This window comes from Acutalibacter sp. 1XD8-33 (assembly GCF_003612555.1).
Lineage (GTDB): Bacteria > Bacillota > Clostridia > Oscillospirales > Acutalibacteraceae > Acutalibacter.
On record NZ_RAZF01000004.1, the window covers coordinates 46017 to 61758 of the forward strand.

Consider the following 15742-nt stretch of genomic DNA (forward strand, 5'->3'; position numbering starts at 1 on the left):
AGGGCCGAGCCGCTTTTTATTATTGCTCAAAACGCATTTTGAATCTTTGCCTTACCGAAACAGCGTACACTCCCCACTCTCCCGGTAGTAGCGGATTCTTTGTTCAATCTCTTCCCGGGGAACTTTGAAGTATTCCGCCAGGCAGCCAATGCACAGGAAATCCTTCGCGCCCCGATATACCAGCTTTTTGTAGATCGCCCGATCGTCCTGGCCCAGAGGCGCGCCGCATTGACGGCAGGTTTTGTAGTTGGCCACCCCTCAGCGGGCCTTTACCAGCTTGGCCCGGAACACCATGCAGCCATGGGGTTCGATCTGGGAGGCATAGCGTTCGGTGAACACGCCCTCGTTCTCGTGGGTCCAACAGTTGTGCATCTCCAGGCCCATGCCCGCCGCAACAGGGATTCCCATATCCCAGAACTGCAAAGACATCTCGGACTTGGCGTCTCCCAGATTGAACAGGCCGATGGCAAGGGAGCCGTCGCTCATGGGCTTTACCAAGGCCATAAGGGTTTCCGGGTCGTGGCCCGGCACCACGTAGGGCCCCCGGCACTCGATATCCTGATTGATGGCAATCAGCTCCGGATTGGTCAGAGTCTCCTTCGTTGCCTCGCTCATCTTGCGGATATCGCAACCGATCATCAGAGGGGAGTTCATCAGCGCCCACAGGGAGAAATGGGTGCGATACTCCACATCCGTGCAACCGCCCAGCTTACTGCCGATGTACTCGTTGTTGCTACCGCCGTACATGCCCACCACCAGCATATCAATATCGTTGTGGCAGTAGGGACCGGAATAGGGCGTTTTGCCCATCTGGGAGAGAGCCAGATTTTTGATAGACTCCCAGCTGTCCTGGATATCGCCGGTGGAGCGGAATAGCTGGGCTCCGCTACCCTGAATCCAGCTCCACACATCGTCCGAACCCCAGTTGCAGGCGGAGAAGAGAATGTCCCGGCCGCAGTTGCGCAGGGCCAGGCTCATGCGCTTATAGAGGATCTCTCCATTGATATGATGGGGCTTGTAGCAGTTGTCGTATTTCAGATAGTCCACACCCCAGGAGGCAAAGGTGGCTGCGTCCTGGAACTCGTGCTCGAAGCTGCCGGGATAGCCCGCGCAGGTGTGGGTGCCATCACAGGAATACATGCCGAACTTGAGGCCTTTACCGTGAACATAGTCCGCCACAGCCTTCATGCCATGAGGGAATTTCTCCGGGTCGGCCACAAGGCAGCCGTTTTCGTCCCGCTGGCGCAGGCTCCAGCAGTCGTCGATCACCACATACTCATAGCCCGCGTCTTTCAGGCCGGAGCTCACCATGGCGTCGGCGGTTTCCTTGATCAGGTCCTCGTTGATGTTCCAGGTAAAGGTGTTCCAGGAATTCCACCCCATAGGAGGGGTTATGCCGAGATATTTGTCTTGCATGGTTCTGCCTCTTTCTTTGATTGATTTTGTAAGCCGGTCTGTCTTGGGATCATTGTAGGTGCCACACTTGAAAATCGGGAAATATCAATTTTCAAGCTGAGCGGCGCAGAGAGGAGGAACCTCCCTGCCTGGTTCAAAAGAAGTTATCCCGCCTCTTCTGAACAGTGTTAACTATATACCCGCCCCGGGGAAAAGTCAAGGGGACCCGGAACATAAGATGTCAGGGACCGCTGCTTCAGAAGATCTCCGCCAGCCTTTTGGATCGCTTTACGGGTTATCCCTGGGCTTTTCGCGCGGTAAAATGCTTCATGACGCAGGAGCCGTCCTGGGGGCCGGGCCAGGGCGCGGAGAGATCGATCCCCGCGCTCATCAGCAGCGCGCCGGAATAGGTCTCCCCGGTGGCCTCGTCGGTGTAATACTTTTCAGGGTCCAGGCCCCGCAGGCGCTGGGTCTGGTAGTAGTTCTCCGGCTTGCGCATGACCACCCGGGTGAACAGGGCCTCGGTCCTGTCCGGGCTCACGAACTGCCAGTCCGCGAAATAGGGGTCCCGGGCCGGGTCCGTGATCCGGTACAGGTCGCCGTAGTGGATCAGGTCATAATATTTGTGATAGGCGGCGATCTGCTCCTTGGCGACGGCCTTCTCCTCCGGGGTCAGCTTGCGGGGGTCCAGCTCATAGCCGAAGGTGCCCATCAGGGCCACGGCCCCCTTGGTCTCAAAGCCCGTGCGGGGGCTGGCGGACACATGGGCCCCCATGGAGGCCACGGGGTAGCACAGGGAGGCCCCGAACTGGATGGTCAGCCGCTCGATGGGGTCCGTGCAGTCGCTGGTCCAGATCTGGGGGGAATAGTACATCATACCCGGGTCGAAGCGCCCGCCGCCGCTGGAGCAGTTCTCCAGGAGGATGTGGGGGAAGGTGCTGGTGATCCGGTCCATGAGCTCGTACACCCCCAGCACGTACCGGTGGAAGAACTCCCCCTGGCGCTCCGGGGGCAGGACGGCGTTGCCCGCCTCGCTGATGTTCCGGTTGCAGTCCCACTTCACATACTCGATATTGTGGCTGCTGAGCACGGCGCACATCTGCTGGTAGATATTCTCCCGCACCTCGGGGCGGGTCATGTCCAGCACGTACTGGTTGCGACTGAGAGAGGGCTCCCGGCCCTTGGCCTGGATGATCCAGTCCGGATGGGCCCGGAACAGGTCGCTGTCCGGGTTCACCATCTCCGGCTCGTACCAGATGCCGAACTTCATCCCCAGGGCGTTCACCTGGTCGATGAGATGCCCCAGTCCCCCCTTGAGCTTGTTCTCGTTCACCTGCCAGTCGCCCAGACCTTGGTAGTCGTTGTTCCGGGCGCCGAACCAGCCGTCGTCCATCACCAGCATCTCCACGCCCAGTTCCTTGGCCTCCTGGGCGAACTCCACCAGCAGCTGGTCGTCGAAGTCGAACACTGCGGCCTCCCAGTCGTTGATGAGCAGGGGGCGCTTTTTCTTCGTCCACTGGCTACGCATGAGATGGTCCAGGAAGAGCCGGTGGAACCGACGGCTCATGCCGCCTAGGCCCTCTCCGGAAAAGACCGTGACGGCCTCCGGGGTCTGGAAGCTCTCCCCGGGCTCCAGCCGCCAGCGGAAGGTGCTGGGGTTGATCCCGGCCAGGAGGCGAGGGCAGCCCAGGGTGTCCACCTCGATCTCCATGGAGAAGTTGCCGCTATAGATCAGGGACACGCCGATGGCCTGCCCCTGGTCCTCGTCCGCGCCCTTGCGGACCAGGGCGGCGAAGGGGTTGTGGTTGGGGCCGGTCATGCCCCGCTTGGACTGGATCCCCTGGAGGCCGTGCTGGAGGGGGTGGCGCACAGTGGTGTTCTCCTTGGCCCAGCGGCCGTACATGTGGAGGAAGTCGTAGTCCATGGAAGGCAGCTCCAGGCACATGCTATAGGCCCGCTCCAGGTCCACGGAGGCCGAGCCGGGGTTCTCCACCCGGACGCTTCGGGCCAGGGCGTCGTAGCCGGGGAACACGGTGTAGAGGAGGAAGGCCTTCACACCGGTGACGGGGTCGGCGGTCTCGATCTCCAGGGTCTCGGCCTCCCCCTCCTGGGCGAAGGTGGCGGGCAGGCCGGGGAGCTCCGGCTTGCCGGGGAAAATCCGGTGGCCCGTGTAGCGCAGGTCCGTGACCGTGTCCCCGGCGGGGGAGCGCACCTCCAGGGCGGAGATCCGGAAGTCGCCGTTGCTACTGCCGGGGCACTCCTGGGGGATGAAGTCCAGGGAGAAGCGGCGGTCGGAGACGTGGGGATTCCGGGGGGAGAGGGAGTCGTACCAGCCCCGGTACATGAGGGGGGCCAGGGCGGCGGTGTCCGGGACCTTCGGGCCGTAGTACAGGTGGACTAGATAGCCCTCATCGTGGACGAGAAAAGCGTAGGTAGAGGAATCGGTGTCCAGCTTGAAGATTCTGCTGGAGGGGTCGAAGGTAATGGGCATGATTTTCTCCTTTCAGGAAAAAGATGAAGAGCGGTGGAAAAATTCTGCTGACTTTCTCGCACCCAGCCAACCAGGGTAAAAGTTTTTGATCAAACTTTTTTCAAAAACTTTGCGAGGTGTGGAGCAGAGCTCCACGACCTTGCCCTTAAACACCTGAGAAGCGCATTTTTTGAAGGTGAATTGGCGGACAAAGTCCGCCAAGAGGGGACTTTTTGCAAGAGAAAAAAGTCCCCTAGTCCCGGAATGAGCCAGCGTTGTGCGGCAGGCAGCTTTTCGCTCGCTTTGCAAATGCAAAGCGAAACAAGAAACCCCATACGTGGGTTTCTTGCGGGAAACAGTCCACCGGACTGTTTCCCTATCTTCCCGCGTTATTTTCTCAGGTGTTAAAGTCAAGAGAAAGACCTTGGGGACGCCGTCCCCAAGCCCCTGCAACCTTTGAAAAGGTTGACGAAACTTTTTCCCTGGTCAGCTGGGTGCGGTTTTCTCACTTATCTTTAGCAATACGGCGGGATCATCCCTTGAAAAATTCCTCGGCGTAGGCCCTGTCCCCGGTGAGGGCCGCCAGCAACAGCCGGTAGATCTCCTCCGGGCCCTCATAGAAGTTTTTCTCCACCAGCTGGGCTTGAAGCCTGTCCGGTACATATAGGTCCACGGACATCAGGTCCACGCCCCCGCCGCCGGAAATATGGCAGGCGACCTGAAACCCGCCGGGGCACTCGGCGATTTCCACCCGGTGCTCCCGTCGGGCCCGGGCCTCCGCCAACAGCCGCACCGCCGCCTCCAGGGCCTTGTCCCGCACGGAGAGGGGCAGCTGAGTGTCCAGGCTCTGGGCAATCTCCCGGCCCGTGGCGGCAATCCGGTAGCCCTCCGGGGTGCTTTCCACATGGCCAAGTGCCTCCAAAGCGGCCAGCGCGTCCTCTCCCTCGAAATAGTTGGCCAGGGCCTTGCCCTGCAAAATTTCACAGAGATCCTCTTTGGAGAGGGGGGCGTTCACGCTGGACAGGATGTAGCAGATCAAAACCCGGATGTCGTTTTTGTTCCAGAGCCCGCCCGGGTCTACGCCGCCGGAAAAAGCGTTTTGAGCCATAGGAGAGCCTCCTTTCGGCAGAGAGTTTGGTCAGGGAGCCTCCGCGCCGTCTCCGGCGTCCGGCGCGGGCGAGGAGCTGGCGGTTGCGTCTGAGCCAGGCAGCGCGTCCATACGGATAATCGTCCCCTCCGCCCCGGATACGGCGGGCAGCTTGCCGTCCCACCGCTGGGCCTTGTAGTACTCGATCAGGGGCGCGGTGAGAGAGGCGGCGATCTTCTCGTTGGCCACGGCTTCTTTTTCGCCGGCATAGGCGGCGGCTTCGGCCTCGATCCGGGCCACTTCGGCGGCGGCCTCCGCATCGATCACCCGGCGGGAGGCCTCGGCCTCCTTCTCCATGGTGAGCTGGTCCTGCTCGATCTTGGCCCGCAGCTTCTCCTGCTCCGCCACCTGCTTGGCCTCGATGGCGGCCACGTACACGTCGGAGAAGTCGAAGTCGATAATATTGATGTCCGAGACGGTGATGCCGCTGTCAGAGAGCTTTTCGTTCAGCTCGTCCAGGAGGGCCGTGGAGATCATGTTCCGGTTGGTGATGCTCTGCTCGGCGGTATACTGGGCCATGATGGACTTCATCACCTCGTTCACTGCCGGGGTGATGAGCACGTCCTCGTAGTTGGTGCCCACGTTCTTCACGATGGAGTAGGACTTGCTGGTGTCCACCCGGTAGTTCACGGCCACGTTCACGGTCACGGTCTGCAGGTCGGAGCTGAATGCCTCGGTGGAGACCTCCAGCTTCACGATGCGGTTGTCCATTTTGGTCACGGACTGCCAGGGGGCCTTCAGGTGGAAGCCCTCCTGGAGCACGTTCTCGCTGACCTTGCCGAAGGTGGACACCACGCCGGTGTGCCCGGCGGTGATGATGGTGAAGCAGGAGAAGCAGAAGAAGAGGATCACAAGGACGATGAGGATGAGGGGGACGAACTTGGGGACGCCGCCCCGCTTGTAGACAGGGTTGCCGTCGCCGTCGGTGTAGGCGGGCTTTCTTTTGAAAAATGACATGGTGTTTTCCTTTCTGGTTTCCCGGTTTTTGCCGGGAGAATTTTCCAAATGTATCAAAAAGTATACTTTTGGAAGATCGCGGTGGTGCCGGCAGGTCCGGCCTAGGTGTATGCCTCAGCACACGCTCACCCGGCCGGTTTTGGCGTCCAGGGTGACCACCGCGCCGCCCTTGAGGATCCGGGTGGCGTGCTCCGCCCCGGTGATGACGGGCTTATCCATGGCCAGACCCGCGATGGCGGCGTGGGTGTTCTGGCCGTCCTGCTCGGTGATGATGCCCGAGGCCCGGCGCAGGTAGTCCACAATGCTGTTGTCCGTCTCGGGGACCACCAGGATGTCCCCATCCCGGAAGCGCTTGGGGATGTCCTCCAGATGCTTGCACACGCACAGCCGGGCGGAGACGGTTTTCTCCGTGACCCCCTGGCCGGTGAGGAGCACATGGCCCACCACGTGGACCTTCATCATATTGGTGGTGCCGGAAACCCCCAGGGGCATCCCGGCGGTGATGACAACAATATCTCCGCTGCGGACCACATCCGCCTGCTGGGCCGCGTCCACGGCATGGTCGAAGAGAGCGTCGGTGTCGCTTTCCTCGGCGATGAGCAGAGGAATCACGCCCCAGGACAGGTTCAGCTGGCGGCACACGTTCTCCTCTGTGGTGCAGCCTACGATGGGATACAGGGGCCGGAATTTCGAGAGCTGCCGGGCGGTGACGCCGGATTTGGTCACGGTGATGATGGCCCGGGCATTCAGGTCGTGGGCGGTGGTACAGGTGGCGTGAGAGATGGCGTTGGTCACGTCAAAGGCCACGTCGCTGTTGTCCCGGGAGTTGAACCGGCGGATATAGTCGATGCTCTCCTCGGCCTTTTCCGCGATGCGCACCATGGTTTCCAGGGCCTCCACCGGGTACTGGCCCGCCGCGGTCTCCCCGGAGAGCATGATGCAGCTGGTGCCGTCGTAGATGGCGTTGGCCACATCTGTGGCCTCGGCCCGGGTGGGACGGGGGTTTTTCATCATGGAATCCAGCATCTGGGTGGCGGTAACCACCTGCTTGCCCGCCAGATAGGATTTCTTGATCAGCTGCTTTTGCAGCACAGGAACGTCCTCAAAGGGGATCTCCACGCCCATATCTCCTCGGGCGACCATGATGCCGTCAGCAACCCGAAGGATTTCGTCGATGTTTTGGACGCCCTCCATATTCTCGATTTTGGCAATGATGTTCACGGTATGGCATTTGTATTCTTTCAGAATCTGGCGGATCTCCAGGATGTCGGCGGCAGAACGGGTGAAGGAGGCGGCGATGAAATCGAAGCCGTGCTCAATGCCGAAGATGATATCGGAGCGGTCCCGTTCGCTGATAAAGGGCATAGAGAGCCTGGTGCCGGGTACATTGATGCCCTTGCGGTTGGAGACTTTTCCCCCGTTGATCACGGTGCAGACAATGTCCGTGTCAGAGAGGCGGTCCACCTTCAGTTCCACCAGGCCGTCGTCAATAAGCACCCGAGCCCCCACCTGAAGGTCGCCGGGCAGCCCCACATAGGTGATGGAAGCGATCTGCTTGTCGCCGGGCACATCTCGGGTAGTAAGAGTAAAGGTGTCTCCCGCCTGGAGCTCAATAGGACCGCCGGGGAAGGTTCCGGTGCGGATCTCCGGGCCTTTGGTGTCCAGGATGGTGGCAATGGGCAGGCTCAGTTCTTCCCGCAGGCGGGTGACAACCTCCAGCTTGTGCAGGGCGTCCTGGTGGTCCAGATGGGAGAAATTGAACCGGGCAGCATTCATGCCGCCAAGCATCAGGCGGCGGAGTACATTTTCATCCTCCGTGGCCGGGCCCAGTGTGCAGATGATCTTGGTCTTTCTTGTCATGATGGGGCGCTCCTCTCTGTGGGTTGAATTTGTATAGATGGCGTTTCTCCGGTTTTCAAACAGACTTTAGGCCGTTGTCCAAAATATCATTGAAATATGTTCGATTAGGGCATAAGGGCGGGGAAGGCTTGCCCATACCCTGCAAGGGAACACAGCGAAACCATGCCCTCCTCTCGCGCCTGCCCGGTACTGTGTCTATAATGGACGCTCCGCGTACATTATAGCACAAATCTCCCGGAGAACAAAGAGCTTTTTCGTGATTTTTTAGGGAACCGCTGATTTATTCAGGCCTGCCGGCTGATCCGGCATGGGATTCTGCGCGGCACAAAAATCGAGCGGGATGACAGAATGATTCCGGCGTCCCGCTTTTCTATATTTGAAGGGATTCTATTCTCTGGTCAGGTCCTTGACCCATTTGTACTTTCTGAACCGAAACATGACCCAGGGGATCTTGCCTACCTCATCCAGGCAGGTACAGGCGTAGACGGCCAAGGGCGACCAGTGGAACACAAACGCTCCCGTAAAGGCCAGGGGTACAGCGATGCACCACATGCAGACAATCAGGCTGTACATGTCGAAGAGAGTGTCCCCGCCTCCAGCCAGCACACCGTTGATGGTCACCGTGTTCACACAGCGTCCAATCATATAAATAGACATAATCACCATCATGCCCCAAAGATACTCCCGGGCCTGGGCGGTGAGGGTGACCATCCCCACCGTAAGCGGGGTGACGGCCAGTACAAGAACAGTGGAGAGCAGTCCAATAATGTAGGAGAGGTTTTTCAGACGGATGCCGTAAGCCTTTCCCTTCTCAAGATCCCCAGCCCCCAGCTCGTTGCCCACCATGATGCCGGCGGCGCTACCAATGCCGTTGCATAGGCAGCAGATCAGGTCCCGCACCACCGCCGAGACGGAGTTTGCCGCCGCCGCGTCGCTGCCCATATGACCGATGATGGCGGTATAGGAGGTAAATCCCACGCCCCAGCAGAGGGAGCCGCCCATCAGGGGCAGGGCCTGGCGGGTAAAATCAGCGTTCAATTCCTTGGGGAGCTTCAGAAACCGCCTGAATGCGGGACGAACGAATTCGGGTTTTGAGGTCAAACCCAGACAAAGCAGCAGCTCTGCCGCCCGGGAGACGGTGGTCGCCAGGGCGGCCCCTTTGGCCTGCATCCGGGGAACACCCAAGAGGCCAAAAATAAAGATAGCATTCAGAATCACGTTCATCACCACGGCGCTGGAACTGATAAACGCCCCAAGTTTGACATGGTCCGTCACCTTCATGGTGGTGAGGTAGCACTGAGATATGCCGGTAAGAAGATAAGACCAGCCCGCTATCTGGAGATATGCGCTTCCAATGGCAATCAGCTGGGCATCACTGGTGAAAATGTGCATAAGCGGTCCGGGCGCCAGCTCGCAGGCCAGGAAGAACAGGACGGATACCAGCCCCGCATATCGAAGCATCATGTTGAACAGGTCCCCCAAGGTGTGCCGGTCTCCCTTGCCCCAATACTGGGCTCCCAAGATGGCTCCGGCCCCGGCAATAGCCCCGATGAACATGTTTTGGATGAACTGGATCTGGGTTGCCAGGGATACAGCGGTCATCTCCTCCTGGGCCACCCTGCCCAGCATCAACGCGTCGGCGGCGGCCACCAGGGCCAGCATTAGGCTCTGCATCGCGATAGGCAGAGTGAGCCGCGTAAGGTTTTTGTTGAACTGCCGTTTGTCTATCATCTGCTTGTCCTCTTTTCCGTTACTGGCTCCTTATTATAGAGGGAAAAGGATTTTTTGTCAATTGAAATCCGTCCGCAGGAGAACATAGCGCAAGACAAGTGGGTTTAAAGAATGTATCGACCCGTTAGCAAGAATAAAAAAGCACAAGAAAGGACCGCTTTCGTGGCGGTCCTTAAATTATGGTGCGGTTGAATAGGTCCTTCAGTATCTCTCGAAAGATAGCTTGTATTGTTAATTAGGTTCAAAAGAATCTTTTGAACTAGGCTGCAGATCCGCCGAACTGCCGAACTTAAGAACCGGCTTTGCCGGTTCTTAAGTTAATTCACTATATTTGGCCTTTAAGGACTATTTAAATCACATGATGTTGCATGTGACTTAAATTATCTTTCTTACTTGTCAAAGGAGGGGTTGAATGCGTAGAAGTTCTTGGAGTCCAGCCGATCGGTCAGGATGCGCAGGCCCTCGCCAATACAATCAACATGAAGTGGATTGCAAAAGAGCCGCCAACACTCTTTTTTAATGGGATTTTGACAAATTCATAACTTTTTTGTGCATTTATCAAAGTGCCATTTATTAGTGAACTTTTTGAGAAGCATATTGCATTTTCGGAGTGTATGATGTATACTATTGTTAAATTCTTAATGTCGAAATGGAGATTCTATTATGACAAATGAATTAGATAAAATCAGGAAAATGAAAAAGAATGTCCTTCAGCGGCATGAATGGAATGACGTTGAGGGAAATAAGCTGGTAAATGACTTTCTTCAAATGAGTAAGATTGCAGAACAGTTGAAAGAAAGTGATGAAAAAGCCTATTTAGCTTTTATGTCTCTGCTCAAGGACAAAATAGAGTTACAAGAAGAGTGTATTGATAGAGGAAAACGCCTTGGTCGCTTATCAAAGCAAGAAGCAGCATTACGTAAGGCAGATAAACAGAAAGCAAAAGAAGAAGAATAACATAACCATAGCCGATGCTCACATTATCGTGGGTATCGGCTATTTTTTTACGGATTCACAGCCCGTCAAGCGCAATTCACCAACTGTCAAGCAAAATCTGCTATTCTATCATTGTTGCGTGGAGGTGAACGCAACGAATGATTATTGAATTGGGCGAAAAACTGAAAGCATTGCGGATAGAAAACCATTTGCGGCAGGATCAGGTTGCAAGGTTGGTGAATGTTGAAAAATCGTCTATCTCTATGTATGAGACTGGTATGCGCCAGCTCTCATATATAACGCTTGTACGATTGGCAGATGTTTTCAATGTTTCTACGGATTATCTGCTGGGGCGCAAGAATAGCAGCCCCCACAGGAGCCGACACAACCGCCAGAAGGGGAGGGAACAGACAATCCAGATACCGGGGATCAGGACACGCCACAACAACCTACACAACCCCCGCAGGATGGTAACGAGGACGATCCAGCAGATACCCCGTCACAGCCCCCGGAGCAGCCCACAGAGCCGCCGCAGGATGATTCCACAGACAATCCCGTAGACACTACACCAGACACGCCACAAAAGCCCTCTGAGGGTAGCAACGGTAATAATGATGATTATACCCCTCCAATAGACTATAGGCCGTCACAGCGGCCTACAAAGCCCTCTACAGGCACGAAGCCAGAAGAGAATAGCAAACCGCAAGAACAACCTGAAACTTCCGCTCCAACTAAACCACAGCTTGCTTGTAATGGAGCAGTTATAGACACATCTCGAACGGTTGTATTGCTTGGTTATGGGGATGGTCTACTCCATGAGGATGATCCTCTGACGAGGGCGCAGCTTGCAACGATTATCTATCGGTTACTGGATGATGATTCCATTGCAAAATACAGCAACACAGAACTGGCCTTTACCGATGTTGCCGCCGATGCGTGGTATACCACGTATGTCAAGACGATACAGGCAGCGGGGATTGTCAACGGCGTGGGCGGTGGTAGGTATTCCCCTAACAGCTATATAACTTGGAGTCAGTTAATCACTGTATTAACTCGCTTTGTTCAGCCGCAGGAATACATATTGCAGAATATCCAGTATAGCGGCTGGGCGCAAGGGGCAATACAAACCGCCGTTGCCCTTAACTGGATAGAAGATAACGCAGACTTTACGCCTGATGCGGTTATCAGCCGTGGGGAGTTGGTACAGCTTGTCAATAGTGTATTGGAGTTGTACCGGGCATGAGAATACTTGTTATCGAACCGCTAAAACCTCCTTATAGCAAGGACATTTGCGGTAGTTTGGAAGAAATGAAAGCGATTGTAGGCGGTTACATACAAGCCATATACCCATTTGATGATCCTATTGCCCTTGTATGTAATGAAGAGGGTAAAATTATTGGCCTACCGCAAAATCGCTTGCTATTTGATAGAGAGGGCTGTGCATATGATATAATTTGCGGCACGTTCTTCCTTGCTGGACTTGGAGAAGAGGATTTTATATCACTTACAGATGATGAATTAGAAAGATACAGTCAGTATTTCACAGCATAAAAAGAGAACAGCCGCCGTAATATTCGGCGGTTGCCCTGAACAATTAATGCTGATGATTTTTGAGTTGCTGTCTTATGCTATTCATACTCAAAGCGGGGAAAATGGTAATTATAGCAGATAGGCAAGCAGCAATCGTTGTTTCCTGATAAATTCCGCTAACAATAATGCCAACTATGTAAGTAAGAATCCAAAAGAGAATCAAAAATATCAGCATAGTTATTACTTGATTAATCGTATTACTCTTCAGCGAATTGTCACAGGCTTGAATACACAAAATCAAGTGTAATAGTGGGAATGCGACACCAAAAACAAATGCAAATAACCTTACTGCTGGCACAGCTAATGCTTTAATTTCTGGTGTACCATCGAAGAACACATATTTGCCAGTGTGCATACATACTACAAAGCAAACCCCACAGATAAAGATACCCCATATCACATATAGAGGTTTGATCAGCTTTGTTTTGGCAAAGCCCATTGCACAAAAAACGATTGTGCTAATTAGCAGGACAGCTACATATTTTCCAAAATGCTTTTCTATTGCTAACTGCGTACTCTGTTTGGCAAACTCACCAAATCCAGCCGAATAATACTGTGCAATAACACCAAATGCAAAAACTGCTACAATGGTTAATAGTGTTGCACATACTACGCCTATAATCTGTTTTTTGAACTGTGACATAATTGCCTCCTGAAGTCGAATTGTGTAGGTATCAGCATTATACATCAATCCGAACCATTTGTAAACCTTTGTAGTCTGTAAATACTACAAATTTCAGGCTATAATATGTTTATACGTTTACAAGGGTGGTGGCTATGGCAGAAGATAAGTTTATCATACGGCCTAAAAGAACATATGGCGAGAATACAGTTGTTTCATGCCGTATGCCTGTTGAAATGGTAAAGCGGCTGGACAGCATAGGCGGCAAAATGGGGCGCACAAGAAATGAACTAATCCTAAAATGTGTGGAATTTGCCCTTGATAAGTTAGAAATTGCTGAAGAAGAATAATTGCGGGTATGGTTTAGAGGCCATACCCGCTTTTTTATTTCTGGACAATAAAAACAGGACGTGCGCTAACACGTCCCATTCAAAGTATCATTCAAAAGACACGCCGAGTTTTTCAGCAATTTCTTCCGGGGACATACCCGCTTGTTTGGCCTTGTCGATTACCATTTTCATTTTTTGCGTTTTGGTCATGCGGGGCTTTTTGGGGGCAAGCACTTCGGCCTTGCGCTGCTCCAACTTTTTGATTGCGTCCTTGTGGGCGGCAATCTTATCATCAATTTCCGCTGCAATTTCTTCAGGTGAACGGCGAATACGCTTTTTGACTTCTTCGCTCATAACGCAAAATCCTCCTTTAAGGTGATGAATTAATTATAGCAGATTACGGTTAAGAAGTAAACAGTAAAGGAGAAATTTTGAAAATAAATTTGGTGGCTTAGAATGCTGGATTGTCGTTTCGTGGGAGAGGTAAACCACGTGTTTTGAGTAGATGTACTTTGGTGGCTGGGCGTTTTCAAAATCCCGAAAAAGTGTAAAGTACCCCCCCACATGACAGCGGGATCACGTGGGGGGGGCTGGTTTATTCTGTTGTGCTGGCCTTGCTTGCCGTTGTTTCCCGTTGCGCTGCTAATGCCCTGTATAACGTGGCCTGACTAATACCACAAATAGCGGTTATCTCCTTTATACTGTGTGTTTGTGCGTGGTATAGCTTGATAGCCTTTTTGACGTTGCCGGGATCGGCCTTCGGCCTTCCTCCATTCCTCCCCCGTCTCCTTGCCGATTCAAGCCCTTCTTTTGTACGCTGTACAATTATATCCCGCTCAAACTGTGATAAGGCAGAAAGAACAGTAACAAGTAATTTCCCCGTTGGTGTAGTTGTGTCTATCTGCTCTTTAAGACTTACCAGCTTCACGCCTTGCCCGTTCCATGCCTCCAATAATGCAAGTAAATCCTTTGTGGAGCGGCCTAAACGTGATAGGGACTCAATAACAACAGTATCACCTTCCCGCAGCTTGTCCTTCAGCTTATCCAATTGTGGCCTATGCGCCTTTGTGCCTGTTATTTTCTCCGTGAAGATTTGATCAACGCCGTATTTCTCTAATGCGTCAATCTGCCTTGCGAGTTCTTGATCTTGTGTTGATACACGGGCATAGCCGAAAATATAATTTTTCACTGTAAAAGCCTCCTTTGAATTATCAATAACGGTTGTTTGTGAAAGTTTGTTTTTGAGTAAAGTTTTGATAAAGAATCAACATTAAAAAAGCGGCCTGTTTGCCCGGATCAAAAATCTATCAATAACGATGGTTTTTGATAAGCTGATTTGGAAATTAAACAGGGCAGCGGAAACCGCCCTGTTTAGAAGATAATTAACTATACTGTTATTAATCCTCTTCATTATCACGCTTTATTGTATCAGTAATAGCACGTTTAATAAATCCATTGACTGATTCCTTCCGTGTTTCGGCGTGTGCCTTGATTTGTTCATAGTCAGGTATTGGCACGTCAAGAGGTATTCGCTTCAATTTATCCTTTTGATATTTATAAAGATACTCTTTCCGTTGATCAGACATTGCCATTATATCACCTCCAATAAGGCAACATTATTATAGCATATAAACATTGATATGTACATAACCAGAATGCACAAAAGTTATGTACGTAATTTGGACAGTTTGCCGTCTTGACTGTTATGTACATAACTGCTATAATGGGTATAGTCAAGGAGGGAACAAAAGAAAAACCAGAGTTCCCCCACAAAATAAAGGAGGATCACAAAATGAGTACCATTGAATTAAACAGCAAGGTTAAAGAACTGCGTGAACTGCGCCGCTTGGCTGACGAACTGCAACAGGAGATTGACGGCCTAACAGATCAAATTAAAGCCGTCATGACAGAGCGGGACACGGACACACTTACCGGGGACGATTATAAAATTACATGGAAAGCGGTTACTTCCTCCCGGCTGGACACGGCAGCACTAAAGAAAGCCTTTCCGCAAGTTGCGGAACAATTCACCAAAACCAGCACAAGCCGCCGTTTTGTGCTGGCCTAAAGGGAAGCCCTTCCTAAAGCGGCAACTTTAAGAAGGGCAAAGCAACCAGCAACCCAACAAAAGGAGCGGTTACATATATCTATTATATCCCTGACCGCTCCATTTTTCAATACTGAATATCAAAAGGAGCGATAAAAAATGAAATGGTTTAACAATCCGCAAACGCTGGAGGACTTGAAGCAGCAATATAAACGGCTTGCAATGGCACATCATCCCGACAGAGGCGGCAATACAAAGGATATGCAGGAGATCAACGGCGAATATAACCAACTCTTCCAGCAGCTTAAAAATATCCACAAGGCCGCTAATGGCACGACATACACCACGGCAGGACAGTCCAGCGAAAAGGCCGCAGACTTCCGGGAAATTATTGATATTTTGATCCGCTTTACCGGGCTGAATATTGAGATTTGCGGATCGTGGTTGTGGATCAGCGGGGACACAAAGCCCCACAAGGAGGAATTAAAACAACTTAAATTCCGCTGGAGCCAGTCAAAAAAGGCGTGGTATTACCATACCAGCCCCTACCACAAGCACAGCAGTAAAACCCTATCACTTGATGAAATCAGGGATTTGTACGGCAGCGAAACAATCAAGACAAATCAGCCGCTTGTAAAGATCGTTTAACCCATTACAT

General features: G+C 53.0%; 18 protein-coding genes. 7 read left to right on the forward strand and 11 right to left on the reverse strand.

The window, feature by feature from the left end:
- Positions 1-51: 51 nt before the first annotated feature.
- From D7X94_RS04585 to D7X94_RS04615, 7 genes are all read right to left on the reverse strand, one after another.
- On the reverse strand, positions 52-255 hold the full coding sequence (locus D7X94_RS04585) for a hypothetical protein (protein ID WP_120426560.1): 204 nt from the start codon (positions 253-255) through the stop codon (positions 52-54).
- A gap of 3 nt (positions 256-258) precedes the next feature.
- Positions 259-1416, reverse strand: coding sequence for a glycoside hydrolase family 27 protein (locus D7X94_RS04590; protein ID WP_120426562.1), 1158 nt, complete (start codon positions 1414-1416; stop codon positions 259-261).
- A 274-nt stretch (positions 1417-1690) separates the two neighbouring features.
- Positions 1691-3886, reverse strand: a complete 2196-nt coding sequence (locus tag D7X94_RS04595) for an alpha-galactosidase (protein ID WP_120426563.1) — start codon at positions 3884-3886, stop codon at positions 1691-1693.
- A gap of 511 nt (positions 3887-4397) precedes the next feature.
- A complete protein-coding gene (locus D7X94_RS04600; protein ID WP_120426565.1) occupies positions 4398-4973 on the reverse strand; it encodes a DUF4364 family protein in 576 nt (191 codons plus the stop codon).
- 30 nt (positions 4974-5003) lie between these two features.
- Complete coding sequence (locus D7X94_RS04605) at positions 5004-5969, reverse strand: prohibitin family protein (protein ID WP_147401659.1); 966 nt, start codon at positions 5967-5969, stop codon at positions 5004-5006.
- Positions 5970-6083: 114 nt separating this feature from the next.
- The gene (gene pyk / locus D7X94_RS04610; protein ID WP_120426567.1) at positions 6084-7829 is read right to left on the reverse strand and encodes a pyruvate kinase; all 1746 of its coding nucleotides are present in this window, start codon (positions 7827-7829) and stop codon (positions 6084-6086) included.
- A 387-nt stretch (positions 7830-8216) separates the two neighbouring features.
- The gene (locus D7X94_RS04615; protein WP_120426568.1) at positions 8217-9560 is read right to left on the reverse strand and encodes an MATE family efflux transporter; all 1344 of its coding nucleotides are present in this window, start codon (positions 9558-9560) and stop codon (positions 8217-8219) included.
- A gap of 663 nt (positions 9561-10223) precedes the next feature.
- Here D7X94_RS04615 and D7X94_RS04625 point away from each other — a divergent pair.
- The 4 genes from D7X94_RS04625 (at position 10224) to D7X94_RS04640 (ending at position 12047) form a co-directional block, all read left to right on the forward strand.
- A complete protein-coding gene (locus tag D7X94_RS04625) occupies positions 10224-10517 on the forward strand; it encodes a hypothetical protein (protein ID WP_120426569.1) in 294 nt (97 codons plus the stop codon).
- Between the two features lie 137 nt (positions 10518-10654).
- Positions 10655-11056: a helix-turn-helix domain-containing protein gene (locus D7X94_RS04630; protein ID WP_120426570.1), complete on the forward strand. Its 402-nt coding sequence runs from the start codon at positions 10655-10657 to the stop codon at positions 11054-11056.
- Positions 11057-11283: 227 nt separating this feature from the next.
- Positions 11284-11739: an S-layer homology domain-containing protein gene (locus tag D7X94_RS04635; RefSeq protein WP_158590893.1), complete on the forward strand. Its 456-nt coding sequence runs from the start codon at positions 11284-11286 to the stop codon at positions 11737-11739.
- Positions 11736-12047, forward strand: a complete 312-nt coding sequence (locus D7X94_RS04640; protein WP_120426572.1) for a DUF3846 domain-containing protein — start codon at positions 11736-11738, stop codon at positions 12045-12047. Before D7X94_RS04635 ends, D7X94_RS04640 begins: the two co-directional genes overlap by 4 nt.
- A gap of 43 nt (positions 12048-12090) precedes the next feature.
- Here D7X94_RS04640 and D7X94_RS04645 read toward each other — a convergent pair whose 3' ends face one another.
- On the reverse strand, positions 12091-12729 hold the full coding sequence (locus D7X94_RS04645; protein ID WP_120426573.1) for a hypothetical protein: 639 nt from the start codon (positions 12727-12729) through the stop codon (positions 12091-12093).
- Between the two features lie 134 nt (positions 12730-12863).
- Between D7X94_RS04645 and D7X94_RS04650 the strand changes: the two genes are divergently transcribed.
- The gene (locus D7X94_RS04650; protein WP_120426574.1) at positions 12864-13058 is read left to right on the forward strand and encodes a CopG family transcriptional regulator; all 195 of its coding nucleotides are present in this window, start codon (positions 12864-12866) and stop codon (positions 13056-13058) included.
- 87 nt (positions 13059-13145) lie between these two features.
- On the opposite strand, the gene D7X94_RS04655 is transcribed toward D7X94_RS04650, so the two are convergent.
- The 3 genes from D7X94_RS04655 to D7X94_RS04665 form a co-directional block, all read right to left on the reverse strand.
- Positions 13146-13391: a hypothetical protein gene (locus tag D7X94_RS04655; RefSeq protein WP_120426575.1), complete on the reverse strand. Its 246-nt coding sequence runs from the start codon at positions 13389-13391 to the stop codon at positions 13146-13148.
- A 241-nt stretch (positions 13392-13632) separates the two neighbouring features.
- Positions 13633-14226 carry a recombinase family protein gene (locus tag D7X94_RS04660; protein WP_120426576.1) on the reverse strand — a complete coding sequence of 198 codons (594 nt, stop codon included), beginning with the start codon at positions 14224-14226 and terminating at the stop codon, positions 13633-13635.
- Between the two features lie 208 nt (positions 14227-14434).
- A complete protein-coding gene (locus tag D7X94_RS04665) occupies positions 14435-14629 on the reverse strand; it encodes a hypothetical protein (protein WP_120426577.1) in 195 nt (64 codons plus the stop codon).
- Between the two features lie 200 nt (positions 14630-14829).
- On the opposite strand from D7X94_RS04665, the gene D7X94_RS04670 reads away from it, so the two are divergent.
- Positions 14830-15105 (forward strand): hypothetical protein, encoded by a 276-nt coding sequence (locus D7X94_RS04670; RefSeq protein ID WP_120426578.1) that lies wholly within the window; start codon positions 14830-14832, stop codon positions 15103-15105.
- 138 nt (positions 15106-15243) lie between these two features.
- Complete coding sequence (locus D7X94_RS04675) at positions 15244-15732, forward strand: molecular chaperone DnaJ (protein WP_120426579.1); 489 nt, start codon at positions 15244-15246, stop codon at positions 15730-15732.
- Positions 15733-15742: the final 10 nt, after the last annotated feature.